General features: G+C 62.6%; 15 protein-coding genes. 8 read left to right on the plus strand and 7 right to left on the minus strand.

Annotation, left to right across the window (positions count from 1 at the left end):
• The coding region (locus tag VIN30_RS10835; protein ID WP_338211508.1) for an arginine deiminase family protein at positions 1-307 on the minus strand (307 nt) is incomplete at its 3' end.
• Positions 308-1,004: 697 nt separating this feature from the next.
• Between VIN30_RS10835 and VIN30_RS10840 the strand changes: the two genes are divergently transcribed.
• Positions 1,005-2,684: an amidohydrolase gene (locus tag VIN30_RS10840; RefSeq protein ID WP_338211509.1), complete on the plus strand. Its 1,680-nt coding sequence runs from the start codon at positions 1,005-1,007 to the stop codon at positions 2,682-2,684.
• On the opposite strand, the gene mazG is transcribed toward VIN30_RS10840, so the two are convergent.
• On the minus strand, positions 2,681-3,568 hold the full coding sequence (mazG, locus tag VIN30_RS10845; protein WP_338211510.1) for a nucleoside triphosphate pyrophosphohydrolase: 888 nt from the start codon (positions 3,566-3,568) through the stop codon (positions 2,681-2,683). The two genes, VIN30_RS10840 and mazG, sit on opposite strands and share 4 nt — an antisense overlap.
• A gap of 367 nt (positions 3,569-3,935) precedes the next feature.
• On the opposite strand from mazG, the gene mihF reads away from it, so the two are divergent.
• From mihF to VIN30_RS10860, 3 genes are all read left to right on the plus strand, one after another.
• The gene (gene mihF, locus VIN30_RS10850) at positions 3,936-4,244 is read left to right on the plus strand and encodes an integration host factor, actinobacterial type (RefSeq protein WP_326426365.1); all 309 of its coding nucleotides are present in this window, start codon (positions 3,936-3,938) and stop codon (positions 4,242-4,244) included.
• A gap of 244 nt (positions 4,245-4,488) precedes the next feature.
• Complete coding sequence (locus tag VIN30_RS10855) at positions 4,489-5,409, plus strand: TrmH family RNA methyltransferase (protein ID WP_338211511.1); 921 nt, start codon at positions 4,489-4,491, stop codon at positions 5,407-5,409.
• Positions 5,406-5,984 carry a hypothetical protein gene (locus tag VIN30_RS10860; protein ID WP_338211512.1) on the plus strand — a complete coding sequence of 193 codons (579 nt, stop codon included), beginning with the start codon at positions 5,406-5,408 and terminating at the stop codon, positions 5,982-5,984. Before VIN30_RS10855 ends, VIN30_RS10860 begins: the two co-directional genes overlap by 4 nt.
• A 274-nt stretch (positions 5,985-6,258) precedes the next feature.
• On the opposite strand, the gene htpG is transcribed toward VIN30_RS10860, so the two are convergent.
• The 5 genes from htpG to VIN30_RS10885 all read right to left on the minus strand — a co-directional run bounded on the left by htpG (position 6,259) and on the right by VIN30_RS10885 (position 13,405).
• Positions 6,259-8,247, minus strand: coding sequence for a molecular chaperone HtpG (gene htpG, locus VIN30_RS10865; RefSeq protein WP_338211513.1), 1,989 nt, complete (start codon positions 8,245-8,247; stop codon positions 6,259-6,261).
• A 416-nt stretch (positions 8,248-8,663) separates the two neighbouring features.
• Positions 8,664-9,110: a type II toxin-antitoxin system VapC family toxin gene (locus tag VIN30_RS10870; protein ID WP_338211515.1), complete on the minus strand. Its 447-nt coding sequence runs from the start codon at positions 9,108-9,110 to the stop codon at positions 8,664-8,666.
• The gene (locus tag VIN30_RS10875; protein ID WP_338211516.1) at positions 9,094-9,393 is read right to left on the minus strand and encodes a hypothetical protein; all 300 of its coding nucleotides are present in this window, start codon (positions 9,391-9,393) and stop codon (positions 9,094-9,096) included. The genes VIN30_RS10870 and VIN30_RS10875 overlap by 17 nt, the downstream gene beginning before the upstream one ends.
• Before the next feature lie 229 nt (positions 9,394-9,622).
• Positions 9,623-11,563, minus strand: coding sequence for an MDR family MFS transporter (locus VIN30_RS10880; RefSeq protein ID WP_326426378.1), 1,941 nt, complete (start codon positions 11,561-11,563; stop codon positions 9,623-9,625).
• 219 nt (positions 11,564-11,782) lie between these two features.
• Complete coding sequence (locus tag VIN30_RS10885; protein WP_326426380.1) at positions 11,783-13,405, minus strand: helix-turn-helix transcriptional regulator; 1,623 nt, start codon at positions 13,403-13,405, stop codon at positions 11,783-11,785.
• A gap of 202 nt (positions 13,406-13,607) precedes the next feature.
• On the opposite strand from VIN30_RS10885, the gene VIN30_RS10890 reads away from it, so the two are divergent.
• From VIN30_RS10890 to VIN30_RS10905, 4 genes are all read left to right on the plus strand, one after another.
• Positions 13,608-16,025 (plus strand): DMSO/selenate family reductase complex A subunit, encoded by a 2,418-nt coding sequence (locus VIN30_RS10890; RefSeq protein ID WP_326426382.1) that lies wholly within the window; start codon positions 13,608-13,610, stop codon positions 16,023-16,025.
• A 13-nt stretch (positions 16,026-16,038) separates the two neighbouring features.
• Positions 16,039-16,671: a DMSO/selenate family reductase complex B subunit gene (locus VIN30_RS10895; RefSeq protein WP_326426384.1), complete on the plus strand. Its 633-nt coding sequence runs from the start codon at positions 16,039-16,041 to the stop codon at positions 16,669-16,671.
• A 114-nt stretch (positions 16,672-16,785) separates the two neighbouring features.
• On the plus strand, positions 16,786-17,415 hold the full coding sequence (locus VIN30_RS10900; RefSeq protein WP_326426386.1) for a 4Fe-4S dicluster domain-containing protein: 630 nt from the start codon (positions 16,786-16,788) through the stop codon (positions 17,413-17,415).
• Positions 17,412-18,266 (plus strand): dimethyl sulfoxide reductase anchor subunit family protein, encoded by an 855-nt coding sequence (locus VIN30_RS10905; protein WP_338211520.1) that lies wholly within the window; start codon positions 17,412-17,414, stop codon positions 18,264-18,266. The genes VIN30_RS10900 and VIN30_RS10905 overlap by 4 nt, the downstream gene beginning before the upstream one ends.
• The last annotated feature ends 153 nt before the right edge of the window (positions 18,267-18,419 follow it).

Raw genomic sequence — 18,419 nt, forward strand, 5'->3', positions numbered from 1 at the left:
TCTTATAGATGTCGGTGCGAATGCCCGCCTCGAAGATCCACTGGTCGAGGAACTGCTCGCGCAGCTCGGGGTTCGCGTCGATGACCTCGGTCATCAGGTCTTCCAGGTACACGACCTCGGTGCCCTCGCCACGCAGGATGTCGGCGAACGCGTCGTGCTCGGCCTGGGCCACCTCCAAGAAGGGGATGTCGTCGAACAGCAGCTCTTCCAGCGTGTTGGGGGTGAGGTTCAAAAGCTCATCGCCAGGACGGTGGAGAATGACCTTCTTCAGGTTGCCGATCTCGCTCTTGACGTTTACTCCTTGCATAAAGCTCTCCAATCCGGCGCACCCTCGCGCGCCAACATTGCCGAGAAACTGCAGCCCCTTCAGCTGCAGCCACCGCGGTCGGTGCGATGCCCACAATGCCGCAGAAACGCTCGGAGTGGGAAGGGCTAAAAGAGGCCTAGGCTTAGGTATAACTGGTGCTTACGCCTCGTGCTTACTTCCTACACCCTTCATAAACGCTGAGCGAAACGCGCCGTTGTCCTCGGGTTTTCCTCGTCGGTGACGAAAACCCGGCCGGGCAACACCCCTGCAATTCGATTTCACGACTTTCGGCCGCCGTCGCATTCACGGCTCTTCGATCTATCGACGAATTCAAAATATCATCATTTTTGTTCACTTGCAATAAAAAAATTCTGATAGATTCAGCTTCTTCTTAAATTTTCTGCTTGCCTAGCACTTATATAAAGCTGCGAGATCTCTTTCGATTTTGTCGAGGTCTTTTACGCTTCTTTATAAAATAATGCCTGTTCAAAGCCATGAAATCTCAAATATAAGTTAAAAACTCCTTGCTTGTTGACTCTGGTGTTTCTTCTGTCAACAAAGTTGAGCCGTTCTCAGTAAAGGCTGGTGACGTGCTCTTTTTCTCTTCCTGAGTGAAAAAATAACTAATGCACGTGAACAATTTTTTTCCAGGGCGTATACTCCGAGAAAACATACCCCGCCGATCAAGGAGCCGATTATGGACGCCGCCCTCGTTCCCGCAGATCTCATCATGACCAGTTCTGCCGTCTTCACCGGCAGGGACGCCACACCGCAGGCCGGGGCCGTGGCCGTAGCCGACGATCGCATCGTATGGGTCGGCCCCGGCGGCGAGCTGCCCGAGCACCTGCACGGGCCCCGCACCGTGATGGCAGACTATGGCGACGCCCTCATCATGCCCGGATTTCACGACGCCCACCTGCACTTCTTCCATTCGGCCCTGTATCTTTCGCCCCTGGCCGAGCGGTTCTGCGGCGAGAACGAAGCCGACGCCGTAGCGCGCCTGGCACCCCTGGCCGCACGGCGCCCCGCCGGTTCATGGCTGCTCACCCAGGGCTGGCGCGACTACCTGTGGAACCCGGCCGGCATGCCCAGCCGAGCATCGCTGGACGAGGCCTACCCCGATCGCCCCGTTGCCATGTATTCGGGCGATGCCCACACGCTTTGGCTCAACACGTGCGCTCTGGAACGACTGGGCATCGACGATACGTCGGAGCCTCCCGCCGGCGGCAGCTACGATCGCGACGAGGAGGGGCATCTGACGGGTATCGTGCGCGAGGCGGCCGCCATGGCGCTGATGCCGCGCATCGTGGACGAGTTCTCGCGCGAGGAACTGCTGGACGCCTACCGCTCCTTCGCGGCCTATTGCAACGAGCACGGCATCACCGGCGTGTGCGACGTGTCGCTGATGGCCATGCCCGGGCTCGACTTCGTGCGCGACGATCTGTTCGCTGCGCTGGAGAAGGCCGACGAGCTCACCGTGCGCGTCTCCATGTTCCCCACCCTGCTGGAAGATCGCAGCCGCTTGGCCGCCCTGAAAGCTGCCCATCAGGGGCCCCTGCTGCGCGCCCAGGGATTCAAGCAGTTCTTCGATGGGGTTTCAAGCCAGCACACGGCGTGGATTCACGACCCCTACAGCAACGCCCGCTTCGAGAACGACTGCGGGCGCCCCACAGTGCCGGCCGATGCGATGGAGGCCCTGGTGGCACCTGCCGCCGCCGAGGGTGCACCCGTGCGCATCCATGCCATCGGAGACGAGGCCATTCACCAGTGCATTGATATTTTCGAGCGCCACCCCGTTGCCGCCTCGTGTCATACCGAGCAAGCGGAGCAAGCCGAGGGGTCTCGCCCCCGCCATACCATCGAGCATCTTGAGAACTTCCAGCCCGACGACATTGAGCGCTTGGCGGCGGCCGGCATCGTGGCTAGTGTGCAGCCGCGTCATATCACGCTCGACCCGGGCGGCCCCGAGCGCGATCTGGGCCCCCAGCGCGTGCCCTACATGTGGCCCTTCCGCAGCTTGTTGGACGCCGGAGCCGTGCTGGCCTTCGGCACCGACTCGCCCGTCACCGACATCGACCCGATAAACGCCGTGTACACGGCCGTCACCCGACGCGACGCCGACAGCCACGAGCCCGCAGGCGGCTGGCTGCCCGACGAGCGCATCACCCTGGCCGAGGCCTTGGGCGCCTACACCGCCGGCACCGCCATAGCGGCCCAGCGCGCCCACGAGCTGGGCTATCTGGAACCCGGCAAATTCGCCGACATCGTCGTTTTGGAGCCGAACCCCTTCACCCTGACCGACGACGACCTTCAACGCACCCAGGTGCAGGCCACCTATGTGGGCGGCCGCAAGGCGTACGAACGCTTGGAGCCTTAAGCCTCCAGCATCTTCGCCATCTGCCAGAGCGCCTCGCGCTCGTCGGCGGTCATGTCCTCGATGCGGCGACCCTGGCCCGCAGCGGCCCCCTCCATGAAGGCCCAACGCTCGCGGAACTTGCCGCAGGTTCCGCGCAGGGCCTCCTCGGCATTCACGCCCATCTTGCGCGCCACGTTCACCAGGCTAAACAACACGTCGCCCAACTCCAGTTCCACGGCCGCCTTCGCCGCCGGCGAGGCCTCCGCGTCCACCTTGCCGTTGGACGATTTGGGCGCAGCCGCATAGGCCTCCCGCAGCTCGGCCACCTCTTCATCCACCTTGGCCCACACCGCCTCCACGTCGGGCCAGTCGAATCCGGCCGAAGCCGCCTTCCGCGATATCTTCTGGGCCTGCATCAGGGCAGGGAAGCTGCGCGGCACGCCATCGAGCAGCCCTTCGGGCACCGCGCCCGCACCATCAGCTGCCGCATCGGCAGCCTCCTTCTCGGCCATCTTGATCTGGTCCCACACGTCTAGCACTTCGTTGGCATCGCCCGCCTGCACATCGCCGAACACATGCGGATGGCGACGGACGATTTTCTCGTTCACCGCCCGGCACACGTCGTTGATGGTGAACTCGCCCGCATCAGCGGCAATCTGCGACTGTAGCACTACCTGCAGCAGCACATCGCCCAACTCTTCCACCATATGGGGAACATCGTCGGCCTCGATGGCATCCACGGCCTCGTAGGCCTCTTCCACCATGTTGCTCGCGATGCTCTGATGGGTCTGCACCTTATCCCACGGGCATCCGTCCGGTGCCCGCAGAGCCTCGATCGTGGCGATGAACTCGTCGAAGGCCGGATGCGGACGCACCTGCACGTCGGCAACGCATGTTTCTGCCATAGTATTCGCTTCCCTTCTTTGCCGTTTCGCAAGCATTATAGCGCCGCTGAAGAGTCGCTGCCCGAGCCGCATTTCCCTGAAACCACCCTGCAACTGGGCACCGGAAGGGCGCTTGCAGCACACCTGGAACGCAGAACGGGGGAGCAAATCGGCCCTTTTTCATCATTAAATCCCCATTTCGGGGGTGGAAAAGTGAGAATTTCAACAAATACTGCCCCAATCGGCGGAAATAGGGTGTACAAGCGCAACATTTCCATTATCATCATCTCTGCTAAAAGCGAGGAACGCTGGCATCGATCTTGAATGATGCCAGCGTTCCTCGAGTGAATGCCCTGGTAACAGGGCGACGAGAAGAAAGAGAAGTGATATGCCCGCACCTACCATGACCCCCGAGCAGCGCGCCGCGGCCCTCGAGAAGGCCCGCATTGTCCGTGCCGAGCGTTCCGAGCTCACCCAGAAGCTCTCCATGGGCCTGCTCACCCCTGCTGAGGTTCTTGACCAGACCGACAACCCGGTGATCGGCCGCATGAAGGTGAAGGCCTTCGTGAACGCCCTGCCCGGCTTCGGCAAGGTGAAGACCGAGAAGCTCATGGAGGAGCTGGGTATTCCGGCCGAGCGCCGTCTGCAGGGCCTCGGCTCCAATCAGATGCAGGCCCTGAAGGACGCTCTGGCCTAAGCCACCGCCCCTCGCATCTTCAAGCCCCAGTCCCTCACCGAGTGGCTGGGGCTTTTGTTTGCCCTCCCCTGGCGACAATTTTTACGATTCTCAGAACCAGCTCCGGAAGAATAGAGCCCCGTTCCGCCGGAACCAGCACATTTCTCACGTTTCTCAGAACTTTCACCGAGCAATGGCCCGAGCCGGCTTCTGAGAAACGTGAGAAATGTCGCAAAACAGCCCGATCATCCAACAGGAGGATCCCATGCCCCTTATATATGTAGACGCACTGGACGATCCGCGCCTTGACGCCTACGCGCGACTGACCGAAGCGCAGCTGCGCAGCAAGCTGGAACCAGAGCGGGCGATCTTCATTGCCGAGTCGGAGAAGGTGATCGAGCGAGCCTTTGAGGGCGGTATGGAACCTTTTTCCCTGCTTATGGAAGAGAAGTGGCTTGATGCCATGCTGCCGCTCATCGCGCGCATGGAAGAGCGGGCGGCCCAGAGACCCGGCGGGGAACTTCCGGTATTCGTAGCGCCTCACGACGAGCTCAAGCGCCTAACGGGTTTCGAGCTGACCCGCGGAGCCCTGGGGGCCTTTCGCCGTCCGACGCTGCCCGCCCTGGATGATGTGCTGCGCGAGGCACGGCTCGTGGCGGTATTGGAGGACATCACCAACCACACCAACGTAGGGGCTATCTTCCGCAGCGCAGCGGCCCTCGGCGTGGATGCGGTGCTTGTGAGTCCCGCCTGCTACGATCCGCTGTACCGCCGAGCCGTGCGCGTGTCCATGGGCACGGTGTTCCAGGTGCCGTGGACCCGCATCGGCGACGAAGACGTGCCGAACCGCCCCGGTTGCGGCACCTGGAGCGAGCAGGGCATCGCCGCGCTGCGCGAGCACGGCTTCACCTGCGCCGCCATGGCGCTTTCCGACGATTCGGTGACCCCCGACGATCTGAACGCGCTCCTGGCCGAGCGCGCGGCGACTGACGGCGCACCCGAAAAACTCGCGCTGCTGTTCGGCACCGAGGGCGACGGCCTGGCCCCCGCGACCATCGCCCGCTGCGACTACACCGTGCGCATCCCCATGGCCCACGGCGTCGATTCCCTGAATGTGGCTGCCTCCAGCGCCGTGGCCTTTTATGCCTTCCGGCAACTGTCACAATTGGGAAGGAAGGTACGATGAGATTCTTCGACTCCGGCCTTACGGCCTCCGCTCAGGATGGCACCGGGAAGATGGGCGATCTTGCCGCTCAGAGTGACACGCAGGAGAAGGGTAAGCCCACCGTCCAGAACGAGGCAGAGGCAGGCAGCCGCGCGGGCATAATGAGCCAGCGGAAGACCCCTCGAAGCGTCAAGATCGCGACCTGGGCCGTACGCGCCTGCTTCGCCTTCGTGTTCGTCGTTAACGTGCAGTGCGCCTTAGGGTTCGCGCTTACGCCCGAGGCCTACATGGGCGCCTACGAGCTTTCCGGCGTGCCGGGACGCGTGGGCATCCAAGGCATCGGCATCGCGTTCCTTATGTGGAACTGCACCTACCCGCTGGTCATCTGGCGGCCAGATCGCCACCGGGCCCTGGCCGGCGTCGTGCTGGCCCAGCAGATCGTGGGACTCATCGGAGAGTCCGTCATCCGCGCCACGCTTCCCGCCGGCCACAGCCTGCTCGCCAGCAGCATCGACCTGTTCATCACCTTCGACACCTTGGGGCTCGTACTGATGGGGGCCTCATGGACCGCTCTTATTCTGTGCGGCCGCAGCTGACGTTAAACTCCCGCCGACACAACCCGCCACGCATTTTCGCGCTCAAAAGTACGATTGTTAGCATCGCGGAAAAGTCAGACAACCCCTGTTGTCAATTTAAAAATCTTCATAGTAGCTCTTATTTATGATATTCGATAAATATTATCGAATATCATATTTCATTTTGCAAAACGTACTCCATAACCATGGCACCTCTTGCTAACAAACGCAATTTCAATCGCAAAAAAGGGGCCGCCCGCGGCAGCCCCAAAACAATCCAGGTATTCCCTCTGCGCTATTTCATCAGCTCGCTTACGGCCTGGGCGAAGGCGAGCGGGTTGTCGGGCATGATGCCCTCCACCAGCAGCGCCTGGTCGAACAAGATGCCGGCGTAGGCGCGCACCTTGTCGTCGTCGCCGGCCTCGTGCGCCGCGCGCAGGGCCTCGAACACCGGATGCTTGGCATTCATCTCAAGCACGAGGTGCAAGTCGGGCAGATCCTCGGCACCGGGCTGGCTCTTCAGCACCTGCACCATAGCGAGCGACACGCCGCCCTCGCTCGTGACCACGGCCGGCGCGTCGGTGAGTCGGGTGGATACCACCACGCGCTCCACCTTCTCGCCCAAGGCCTCGCGCATCACGGCGAACAGCTCGGCGTTGCTTTCGGTGGCCTCCTCGGCCTCCTTCTTCTCTTCGTCGGTGGTGAGGCCCAAGTCCTCGGCGCCCACGTTTTTGATGAAGTAGGGCTGCTTGTTCGCCTCGTCGCCGTCCACGGCGTGCTCGCCGTAGGTGCCCATGGCCATCATGCAGAACTCGTCCACATCCTGATCGCACAGCAGCACGTCGTAGCCCTTGGCCAGCACCGTGGTCACGAGCGGCATGGCCGCCAGGCGCTCCAGCGAATCGCCGGCCGCGTAGAAGATGGAGTCGGCGCCGGCGGGGGCGTCGGCCAGGTACTCGTCGAGCGTGATCATCTTCTGCTGCTTGGCAGAGTAGAACAGCAGCAGGTCGGCCAGCGTGTCTTTCGCCATACCGTAGCTCTGGTAGATGCCGAACTTCAACGTGCGGCCGAACTGCTCGAAGAACTTCTCATAGGCCGCACGATCATCATCGCGCATATTCGCCAGGTCGGCCTTGATCTTCTTCTCCAAACGCCGAGCGATGGCACGCAGCTGGCCGTTGTGCTGCAGGGTCTCGCGGGAAATGTTCAGCGTGAGGTCGGAAGAGTCCACCACACCGCGCACGAAGCCGAAGTAGTCGGGCAAAAGCTCCTCGCACTTGTCCATGATGAGTACGTTGGCCGAATACAGGGCGAGCCCGCGCTTGTAGTCCTTCGAGTACATGTCCCACGGCGCGCGACTCGGCACGAACATGAGGGCATCGTAGTTGAGCGAGCCCTCGGCGTGCACCGAAATGGTGCGGGCCGGATCTTCGAAGTCGTGGAAGTCGGTCTTGTAGAACTCGTCGTACTCTTCCTGGGACACCTCGGACTTCTTGCGCTTCCAGATGGGGATCATGGAGTTGATAGTCTCCACCTCAGTGTAGCTCTCCCACTGAGGTGCCGCGACTTCCTCGCCCTCGGCCGGCTCGGGCGCCTCCACTTTGCGGCTCTTCGTGACCTCCATCTTGATGGGATAGCGCACGTAGTTGCTGTAGCGCTTGATAAGCTGCGTAAGCCCGTGCTCGCTGGCAAAGGTGCCAAACGACTCCTCGTCGGTGTCGTCCTTCAGATATACGATGACATCGGTACCGTGTTCGGCGCGCTCGGCGATAACCATGTCGTAGCCCTCGACACCATCGGATTCCCAGGCCCACGCCTCATCGGTGCCCACAGCGCGCGAGATGACGCGCACCTTCTTGCCCACCATGAAGGCCGAGTAGAAGCCCACGCCGAACTGCCCGATAATGTCCACATCGGTCAGGTCGTTCAGGCCCTTTTCCTCGCCGGGCTCGCTGTCGGCGGCCGCAGCAGCCTGAGCAGCCTTGAACTCGTAGGAATCGGAATGGGCGATGGTGCCCAGGTTCTTATCCATCTCGTCTTTGGTCATGCCGATGCCGTTGTCGGACACCGTAACCGTGCGCGCTTCGGCATCGAAGCTGACCGTGATGGCCAAGTCGTCGCGCGCCACAGCCACCTCGGGATCGGTGAGGCTGCGGAAATACAGCTTGTCCACCGCATCCGACGCGTTGGAGATGAGCTCGCGCAGGAAGATCTCACGATTGGTGTAGATGGAGTTGATCATGAGGTCGAGCAGCTTTTTGCTCTCAGTCTTGAACTTTCTCATAGGCTCTGTTCCTTCTTTCATACGGTCGGAAGACGCATACCGCCTCAGTGTAGGCCGCACGCAGGCAGTATCTCGCGGATGCAATCGGGCTGTACGGCAGTCGTTGACCTGCGGCGACAGAGGCGTTAGCAGTCTTCCTTATCGAGTGCTAACAGCACATTGTACGCAGAAGGAAACCTAAGTCAATACCTATCAAGTTTTCCCTATGGTTGGCCGAGAGCAACGCGAAACTGCGTCTTCCCCTACAGCCGGGCCACCAAGGCCTCGGGCGACGGGAGTATGTCAGCATAAGCCGCAGGCAGTTCATCGCCTAGACGGTACTCGCTCACGCCAATGGGGGCATTCGTTGCCCGGAGAGAATACTCCGCCACCATGTTGGATACTCGCGCGTGTTTGCCAGCATAACTCCCCCCACCCTAAAGCTGGACCTCGTCGTAGTCGAGGCCGCACTCTTCGCGCATGATGTTAAGCCAGGCATCTGGGGACACCGCCGGAACCGTTGACCGTGCGAACCCCTTGGTGTCGCGAGTGATGAGGTAGTCGGCCCCCACCCTCTCGGCGGCAAGGGCAATCAAGCAATCCTCGAGATCATCCCAGCCGAGACGTGCCGCCCTCTCAAGGGAAGCGCCCGTAAGGTCAACGGGCGTGATCACCGCCAGCGCCTTCAGAATAGCCGCTTGCAACCGTGCCGCGTCGACATAGCGACCCAGCACGTAGAAAGCATCGACGACGGACTGCGCGGGAGTCCACAGCTGAGCATCGCCGAAGAACCCGGCGATGACCACTTTCTGCGCAGAGGGGAAGAACGGCTCCTTGCGGCCCAGGTAGTCGATGAGCACGTTGGTATCAAGCAAGAGATTCATAGCGCTCCCGCTTTCCGCCCCTCACGAGCGCTCGATAATCGCCATCAGACGCCTCTCCCCCCCAGTCGACATCGAGCGTTGACGCGGCCAGGAAGGCACCCAGCTCCTCCCGACTCGGCCGAGGGGCGGCCACAGCCGTCGGCAGCTCTCGTCGCTCAAGCAGGTAGTCGAAAGCGCTGTTGATAAGATCGGACGTGTTCGCCCCCAAAGAGGCGAGCACGCTCTTCGAGGCATCTTTCTTCACTTGCGGCACCCGGGCGCTGACAAGCACATTCTCAGCCATAACAACCTCCTATCGGGTATGTTATACGTATAACATACCCGATAGGAGCAGTCAAGGAAGCACCCGAAGCCCAGAGAGCGACCAGAGGCGTTGAACTTTGAGCGACACATCGAAGAATGCGGCGGAGAGCCCGCTCCCGCCATGCCTCAGCGCCAACGTCGGCACGCAAAAAAGCCCGCAGCGTGTTCGCGCTGCGGGCTTTGCGTCGGAGAATGCGGGCGTTGCCCCCTTACTTCTCCAGCAGGTCGATGGCCTCCACCAGGGAGCGCATGATGTTGCGGCGGGACAGGGCGCCCACCAGCTTGCCGTTCTGCACCACCGGCACCTTCTTGATGCGCTTGGTGGCGAAAAGCGAGCACACCTCGTCCACCGGCGTTGCGGCCTCCACCGCCACCACGCGGCGCGTGGCCACGGCCATGACGTTCAGGGCCATGAGATCGCGCAAGCGCGCAGCGGCCGTCTCGTCGTCGATGTAGCGGTAGCCGTTCAGCAGCGTGGAATCCACCAGCGCGATCTCGGTCTTGCCCAGGTAGCTGGCCACATCGCCGTCGGACACGAAGCCCACCAAGTCGCCGGCGGCGTTCACCACGGGCAGTCCGCTCGTCTGGTTCGCGTCCATGAGCCGGATGACCTCGGCCATGGTGGCGTCGTCGCGGGCGCACACCGGCTCGCGGTTCATCACCTCGGCCGCCGTGTAGGTGCGGTTCGGATCCCACGACTCGCCCAGCGTGCCGTCCACGGTCACGCCGTCGAAGCCGGCCGCGTAATCGACGGGCTCCTGGCCGCGCTGGGCCGCCGTTGCCACCGCAGCCCCGGGCGCCTTCGCTTTGTCGCGCACGAAGAACAGGATGACGAGCGCCGCCGCGCACATCAGCACGAACGTAGTGGTGAATGCCATGTGATCGCCCAGATAGGACTGCTCCAGCGGAGCGGCATCGGGGGCCACGGCCGGCGCCAGAGCGGAAATGGATACCAACACCGCAGTGCCCAACGACGCGGCCACCTGGTTCAAGGTGTTCGACACACCCTGGGCGTGCTGGATGACGCTGTTGTCGAGCGAGTTCACACCCCACGTATTCAGCGGGGTCATGGTGAACTGCAGGCCCACCACCAGCACCGTGTAGGTGAGCGTCAAGGTAATGAAACCGCTGTCGATGCCGAGGCGCGCCAGACCCGAGGCGCCCAGCACCGCCACGATCACACCGGGAATGACCACGCGACGCACGCCGAAGCGATCGAACAGGCGGCCGGACACCAGGCCCATGAAGGCGCCGATGAGCGCGCCGGGCAGCATGGCCACACCCGACATGGTGGCCGAGAAGCCGAGCACGCCCTGAATGTACAGGGGCGTGATGACGCCCGTGCCCATCAGCGCGGCCTGCACGAGGACGATGATGATAACGGAGATGGCGTACTTGCGGGTGCGCAGAATACCCACCTGCAGCATAGGCTCGGGCAGCTTCAGCTGGCGCCGCACGTACAGCAGGCACAGCACCAGACCCACCGCCATAAGGGCCACCGTGGCAATCATGTTGCTTGTGGAGGCAAAGGTGGAAAGCCCGTACAGCAGACACACGAGACCCACCGTGGACAGCGCCACCGACAGCTTGTCGAAGGGCGCGCGGGCGAAGTCGCCGTAGTTCTTCAGCACCACCACCGCCAGCACGATGACCACCACCGATAGAGCCGTCACGATGGCGAACAGCGCACGCCAGCCCACGGAATCGACCAGCAGGCCCGCCACCGAGGGGCCCACAGCCGGGGCGAAGCCGATGATGAGCCCGATGACGCCCATGGCCGTACCGCGCTTCTCACGCGGGAATACCAGCAGAATCACCGTGAACACCATGGGCATGGACATACCGGTGCACGCCGCCTGCAGCACGCGACCCAGCAGCAGCACCCAGAAGTTAGGCGCCACAGCCGCGGCCAAGCTGCCCGCCGTAAACAGCGCGAAGGCCGTGATGAACAGCTGACGCGTGCTGAAGCGCCCGATCAGATAGGCCGACAGCGGAATGACCACGGCCTCCACCAGCGAATAGCCCGACGTGAGCCACTGCACCGTGGTGGCGTCCACCGCCAGATCGGCCATGATAGCCGGCAGCGCCGGCGACAGTAGCGTTTGGTTCAGCACCGCCAAGAGCACGCCCACCAAGAGCACGCCTACCATAACCAGTTCTTTTCTTCCCACACCTAATGCCATATCGCATCTACCTCGCTCTCGTATCTCTCGCGTGAAAAAGTCGAATGTTCCGAGATTACAAGGCCACGCCAAAAAGGAAAGGGGGCGCTCGGTAAGCGGCCTCCCCTAAATCGGTGGAACAACGGCAAAATAAAAGGGCAGACCGCCGAACCGCCCAAGCGCACTCATCGCTGCGCGTTCAGCCGTTCAGCCGTTCAACTCGTTCAGCATGTCCAGCAGCTCTTGGCGTTTGTGGATATCCAGCTTGGTGTAGATGTGCTTGGCATGGGTACGCACGGTGTTCTCGCTGATAACCAAGCGCTCGGCAATGGCGGCCATGGAATTGCCGCGGGCGATCAGCTCCATCACCTCAGCCTCGCGCATGGAAAGACCGTGGCGCTCCTGCAAAATGAGGCACTGCTTGGAAAGCCGGTCGCGAATGGCCCCGGCATCCTCCGAGGCGGAGGGGCGTCGCCGGCGCCGAACCGGTTTTGCCGGCACCGCGTCGCCGTCATCCTCGAGGCGACGACCGCCCTCAGCCGCAACAATCTCGGACACGCCTCCCTCGCCCGCCTCCCCCGCACTCGAGGGCGTCGCTGCCGGCGATGCCGCCAACGAGAAGAACTCGATGGGGTCCGCCGCCACGGTACCCTTCGCAACCACGGGCTTGAACAGCGTGCCCGTCGCCACCAACAGCGTTAAACCCAGGCCGTAGCTGGCGATAAGCGCCACGAAGAAGAGCCACTGGCTGCCAGCCGGCGCCGTCAGGTCGCTCGCCCATCCGAACAGGAAGCCCAGACTCTGCAGAATATAGGCCACCGCGCCGAAGAATCCGTAGATGAACACCGGATTGATGCCGCGATCGCGGGAAACCTGGGCGCATTGCATCATCATCAGCATCTGCACCAGCGAGAACACCATATAGGCGAGCGCCGTGAACAGGTTCACATACACCGGCCCGCAGAACGGCAACAGCAGAAACCCCGTGATCAGCACCGGATACACCACGCGAAACACCGAGGTGAGGCCGAAGCGGAAGCTCGTCCGATGCCACAGCACCAGAAGCGCCGCCGCAGAAAGCAGCAGTCCCAGCATCGATGCGCCGTTCACCAAAGCGCTTATCTCCTCGTGCAGCAGCGCCACTCCGCGAATCACCCCGCTGGCAAACGCCAACGACCCCACGCACAGGGCGCTGCGCCAGTAGTCGGAGAGAACCTGGCGGTACACACGGGGATGCTGGCGGGGAACATCTTGGAACATCGGCTGCTCGAAGTTCATCTCGCGCACCGAAAGGGCCACGCACAGGCCGCACAGCGGAACGAAGATGAGGGGAATGAGAAACGCGGTCAGCGCTATGGGCACCAGGTACAGGGCGAAGTAGATGAACGGCGCCAGCGCCGTGCCCACAATCAGCCGATAATTGCCCGCACGCGGGGGAAGGGAGGCGAAGTAGCGCTGCCACAGCATGAACATGCCCGCGCAGCCCACGCCGAGAAAGATGCCGCCGGCGCCCACGAGCAGCAACGCCGCCGAAGCCACGTACATGGCGGCTATCAGGCAGGCCGACCCCACGAACAGCAGCACCGCCGAAAGCGACACCAGCATGCGGCGCGCGCCATGGGGAAAGTAGTAGGAGCCGATCGTGCTCGCCAGAAAAGCGCCGCCGAAGGCGACGGCTTGGGCAAGGAAGAACGTCAGGGTCACCTCAGCCGTCTGGAACTCCAACGGCAAAAACGGGAAGATGCCGCCCCACACCGAAGTGGCGTTCACGGTTAGAAAGCACGCATAGCCCCAACTTGATGCATGGCCGATAGCGCTCGCCTTCTCCATCCTCCTGACACCCCCTCCCTCGTCGGCAGCATGGTAGCATAGCGACAGCCGCAATATGGGGGCTTTGGGGAATTGCGGTATACCGCAGAAGAACGTGACCTGGGGTTTCTCTCTTAAATCACACGCGCCGTGTGATTTAACGCATCGTCATTTTCGGTACTTTTGAAAGCGGCGAGAGGACATTTCGATCAGAGGAGGGACTATGACTGAAACCCAATCCACCGTGTCGCGCCGCACCTTCGTCAAAGGCTCGCTCGCAAGCCTGGCCGCGGCCGGCGCCGTGGGCGGCAGCCTGTACGGCTGCGCGCCTTCCGGGCAAGACACCGAGCCGATGGCCGCCACCGGCGACGCCGCGCCCGACGAGATCCACTGGAGCCAGTGCGTGGTGAACTGCGGAGGTGCCTGCGCCCTGCAATGGCACGTACGCGACGGCAAGATTATGTACGCCGAGACCGACAACGTGGGCGACCCCAACGGCCTGCAGGCCCGCGCCTGCCTGCGCGGCCGCTCACTGCGTCGCTGGATCAACAGCCCCGACCGCCTGCAGCACCCCATGAAGCGCGTGGGCAAGCGCGGCGAAGGCAAGTTCGAGCAGATCAGTTGGGACGAGGCCTACCAGACTATCGCCGATAAGCTGAAGAGCACTATCGACACCTACGGCAACGAGGCCATCTACGTGAACTATGGCAGCGGCGTGAGCAGCAGCACCTCGCGTTTGTTCCCCCGCCTGGCGAACCTTATGGGTGGTTACCTGAAGAGCTACAACGACTACTCCACCAACATGATGTGCGCCGGCATTCCCTTCCTGTACGGCGACACCTGCTCTCCCTACGATAACGTATCCGCATCGTCTATCTCCGAGGCGCAGAACTCCGACCTCATCATCATGTTCGGCAACAGTCCTGCGGAAACACGCATGGGCGGCGCGAATATCGCCTGGGACTTCGCCCAGGTGCGCGAAAAGGGCGGCAAGATCTACCACGTGGACTACCGCATGAACGAGACCGCATCCGGCCACCCAGACGAGTGGCTGCCCATACGCACGGGCACCGATGCGGCCCTGGTGTCCGCCATCGCCCATGAGCTGATCGTGAACAACCAGGTGAACAAGGAGTTCCTCGACACCTACTGCATCGGCTTCGACGAGGCCACCATGCCCGAATCCGCTCAGGGCCAGCATAAGTCCTACCAAGATTACATCATGGGCACTGGCTACGATATGGTGGAGAAGACCCCCGAATGGGCCGCTCCCATCACTCAGATTCCCGCCGCCCGCATCCGCGAGCTGGCCAACGAGATCGCGAACGCCAAGGCACTGTTCGTGGCCCAAGGCTGGGGCCCGCAGCGCCACAGCAACGGCGAGAGCACCTCGCGCGCCATCTGCATGCTGCCCATCCTGACGGGCATGATCGGTAAGCCGGGTACCAACACCGGCATGCGCGAGGCCGAGGCCGGCGGCCTGGTGGGCTCCATCCCCGCAGGCGAGAACCCCGTCGAGGCGGCCATCAACTGCTACCAGTGGCTGAACGCCGTAGACCACGGCGCGACCATGACCGCCGCCAAAGACGGCGTACGCGGTGTAGACGTTCTGCCCGGCGGCATCAAGTTCATGTGGAACTACGGCGGCAACTGCATCACCAACCAGCATTCCGACATCAACCTCGTCCACGACATCCTGCAGGATGAGGACAAGCTGGAGTTCCTCGTGGTCGTCGACACCGTCATGACCGACTCCGCCAAGTACGCTGACATCCTGCTGCCCGACGCCATGCGCGCCGAGCAGTTCCACATGGCGAACAACGGCTACGCTGAATATTACCTGGGCGTGCTCGTGGGCGAGAAGGCTCAGGACGCTCCGGGCGAGGCTCTTCCCGAATATGAATTTATGTCGGGCATAGCCGACAAGTTGGGCCTGAAGGACGCCTTCACCGAAGGTAAGACCCAGGAACAGTGGATCGAGGACCTGTACCGTCAGTCTGCCGACGCCATTGAGGGCATGCCCAGCTGGGAGGAAATCCTTGAGCAGCATCACTTCAAGATGGAAGCCCCCGCGGCCATCGGCTTCGCCGACTTTGTGGCCGATCCGGCAACCAATCCACTCGAAACCCCCTCGGGCAAGATCGAGATCTACTCCGAACGCCTGGATCAGATGATCGCCGACCTGGACCTGCCCGAGGGCGACAACGTCTTCCCCATCCCCGTGTTCGATCCCGGCTTCAACGGCTACGGCAGCGTAAGCGAGGAATTCCCCTTGTACTGCTCGGGCTTCCACCACAAGAGTCGTACCCATTCCTCCTATGGCGGAGTCGAGGAGCTGAAGCAGGTTGCGCGCCAGCAGATGTGGATCAATCCGCTGGATGCTGAGACACGCGCCATCGAGAACGGCGATCTGTGCCGCGTGAAGAGCGCCGTGGGCGAGCTGGAGATCGAGGCCTTGGTTACCCCGCGCATCATCCCCGGCACCATCGCCATCCCCCAGGGATCCTGGCATAGCGCCGATATGAACGGCGATCGCGTGGACAAGGGAGGCTGCATCAACACCATCACTCCGTATCACCCCTCGCCGCTTGCCAAGGGGAACGGCGTGCACTCACTCATCGTTGAAGTGACGAAGGCCTAAGGGAGGAGAAGAGATGACTCAGTACGGATTCTATTTCGACAGCACCCGCTGCACCGGCTGCCGCACCTGCGAGATGGCCTGCAAAGACTACAACGACCTGCCCGCCAGCTATGCCTTCCGCCGCGTCTTCGACTACGAAGGCGGCACCTGGACCGATAACGGCGACGGCACCTTCGTGCCCGACAGCTTCGCTTACCATCTGTCCATGGCCTGCAACCACTGCGAGATGCCGGCCTGCATGGCCAACTGCCCCCAGGGCGCTCTGGACAAAGACCCCGACACCGGTCTGGTGCTACATGACGACGAGAAGTGCATCGGCTGCGCCACCTGCGTGAACAGCTGCCCCTTCGAGGTGCCCGTGGTGGATACGGAGCTGATGAAGAGCCGCAAGTGCGACGGCTGCGCAAGCCGCGTGGCGGAAGGCGGCGCACCCATCTGCGTTGAGGCCTGCCCCCTGCGCGCCTTGGAGTTCGGCCCCATCGACGAGTTGCGCAGCGCGCACCCCGACGCCGTGGACGCCATTGCTCCCATGGCATCGCCCGACCAGACGAAGCCCTCCACGGCCATCCTGCCGTGCCCGGCGGCGAAGGAGCCCGGTGACACTTCGGGCGCCGTCGCCAACCCGAAGGAAGTGGAGAACGCCTAAGGGCCCATTCAGGGCCGCCGCGCCCCTCCCTCGCAAGCGGCGGCCCACTTCCGATATTATTTGAAGCATAGCGCGGATGCCTCCGCGCTATGCCGCTTGAAGGGACTTGAGACCATGCCGAGGGGATTTTACTTCGATAACACGCGCTGCACCGGCTGCCGTACCTGCGTCATGGCCTGCAAGGATTATCACGACCACGGAACCGACGAGGGCTTTCGCCGCGTGCTCGATTACGAAGGCGGCACCTGGAGCATCGCCCGTGACGGTACGCTGTCCCAAAGCGCCTTCGCCTACCATATCTCGCTTGCCTGCAACCACTGCGCCAACCCCGCCTGCGTGCAGGTGTGCCCCACCGAGGCGATGCACCGCGACGAGCTGGGACTCATCTGGCCCGACCACGGCAAATGCATCGGGTGCGGTTATTGCACCATGGCTTGCCCGTACCATGCGCCGGCCATCGACAAAACCCTGAAACGCTCGAGCAAATGCGACGGGTGCCGCGAGCGCACGGCGGCGGGCCTGGCCCCCATCTGCGTGGAGGCATGTCCTCTGCGCGCCCTCGATTTTGGTGAGAAGGGCGAATTGCACGAGCGCCACGAGAACCGTTGGGACGAGGTACGCGGAGACATCCTGCCCCTTCCCGAAGAATCGGCCACCGGGCCCCACCTCTTCGTCCTCCCCTCTCCGGCTGCCGCCGAGAACCGCTCTGGCAGCATCGCCAATCACAAGGAGCTGAACCTATGACGAGCGGCTTGGACAATCTCTCTTTGGCGCTTTTCACAGCCCTGGCGCCCGCCGGCGTCGTGGCATTCATCGTGCTTGCCCTGGCACGCATCTTCGCCGCAGACCACGACCGCGCCGTACGCATCGATCGCATCATAGCGCTGCCCTTCGCCGTGGCGCTGCTCGGCTTCATCGCCTCGGCCACCCACTTGGGCACCCCGGCCAACGCGCTGCACGTGTTCGCCGGCGTCGGCACGTCGCCGCTTTCCAACGAGGTGCTGGCCGCAGTGGTGTTTCTGGTCCTCACCGGTTCCTATTGGATGGCCGCTTTCAAGGTGAACTTCCCCGACGCGCTTGCAAAACCCTGGCTGATCGTCGCTTGCCTTGCCGGCATCGCTCTTTTGGGCTGCACCTCCCAAGCCTACGCCGTGCGCACCGTTCCCACGTGGAACACGCCTTATACACCGGCGAACCTTCTGCTTGCCGGCTTGTTTGAAGGCGCCGTTCTGAGCCAGATATTCCTGACTGCCGCAAAGGTCCCGCTGCGGCGATCCGGAGCTGGCCTCACAGGGCTTGCCGCAGGAGGGCTTGTCGCCAACATCGCCGTCATGGTCGCCCAGAACACCGCCCTCGGCACTATCGCCAACAACGAGTTTACGGCGGCGACACTGGCGCCTCACTATGCGCTCATCATTGCGTTTTATGCGCTAGCGGGTCTTGCCGCGGTCGCCCTCGACGGATGGGCGCTCCGCACAGCAACCAACGAGCGAGCACGTTTCGTCATGCGCGTTATCGCCGGTGCTCTTGCTTTCGCTGCCGTCTTTGCCGGGCGCATCGTCTTCTACAACCTGCACATGACCGTCGGCTTCTAGCAAAACAGAGTTGCGCGAAGCCTTCAGGCGGCTTGGTGGGCGGGCTGAAGCCCGCCCCTCCGGCATCGACTCGCAAGCGCCCACCGCCGGAAAGCCGGACGCAGCGACCTCGTAGGGACGGCCTTCAGGCCGTCCGTCAAGCCGCGAGCACCT

Origin of the sequence: Adlercreutzia wanghongyangiae, assembly GCF_035989245.1 — a bacterium.
In the GTDB taxonomy this organism is placed as follows: domain Bacteria; phylum Actinomycetota; class Coriobacteriia; order Coriobacteriales; family Eggerthellaceae; genus Adlercreutzia; species Adlercreutzia wanghongyangiae.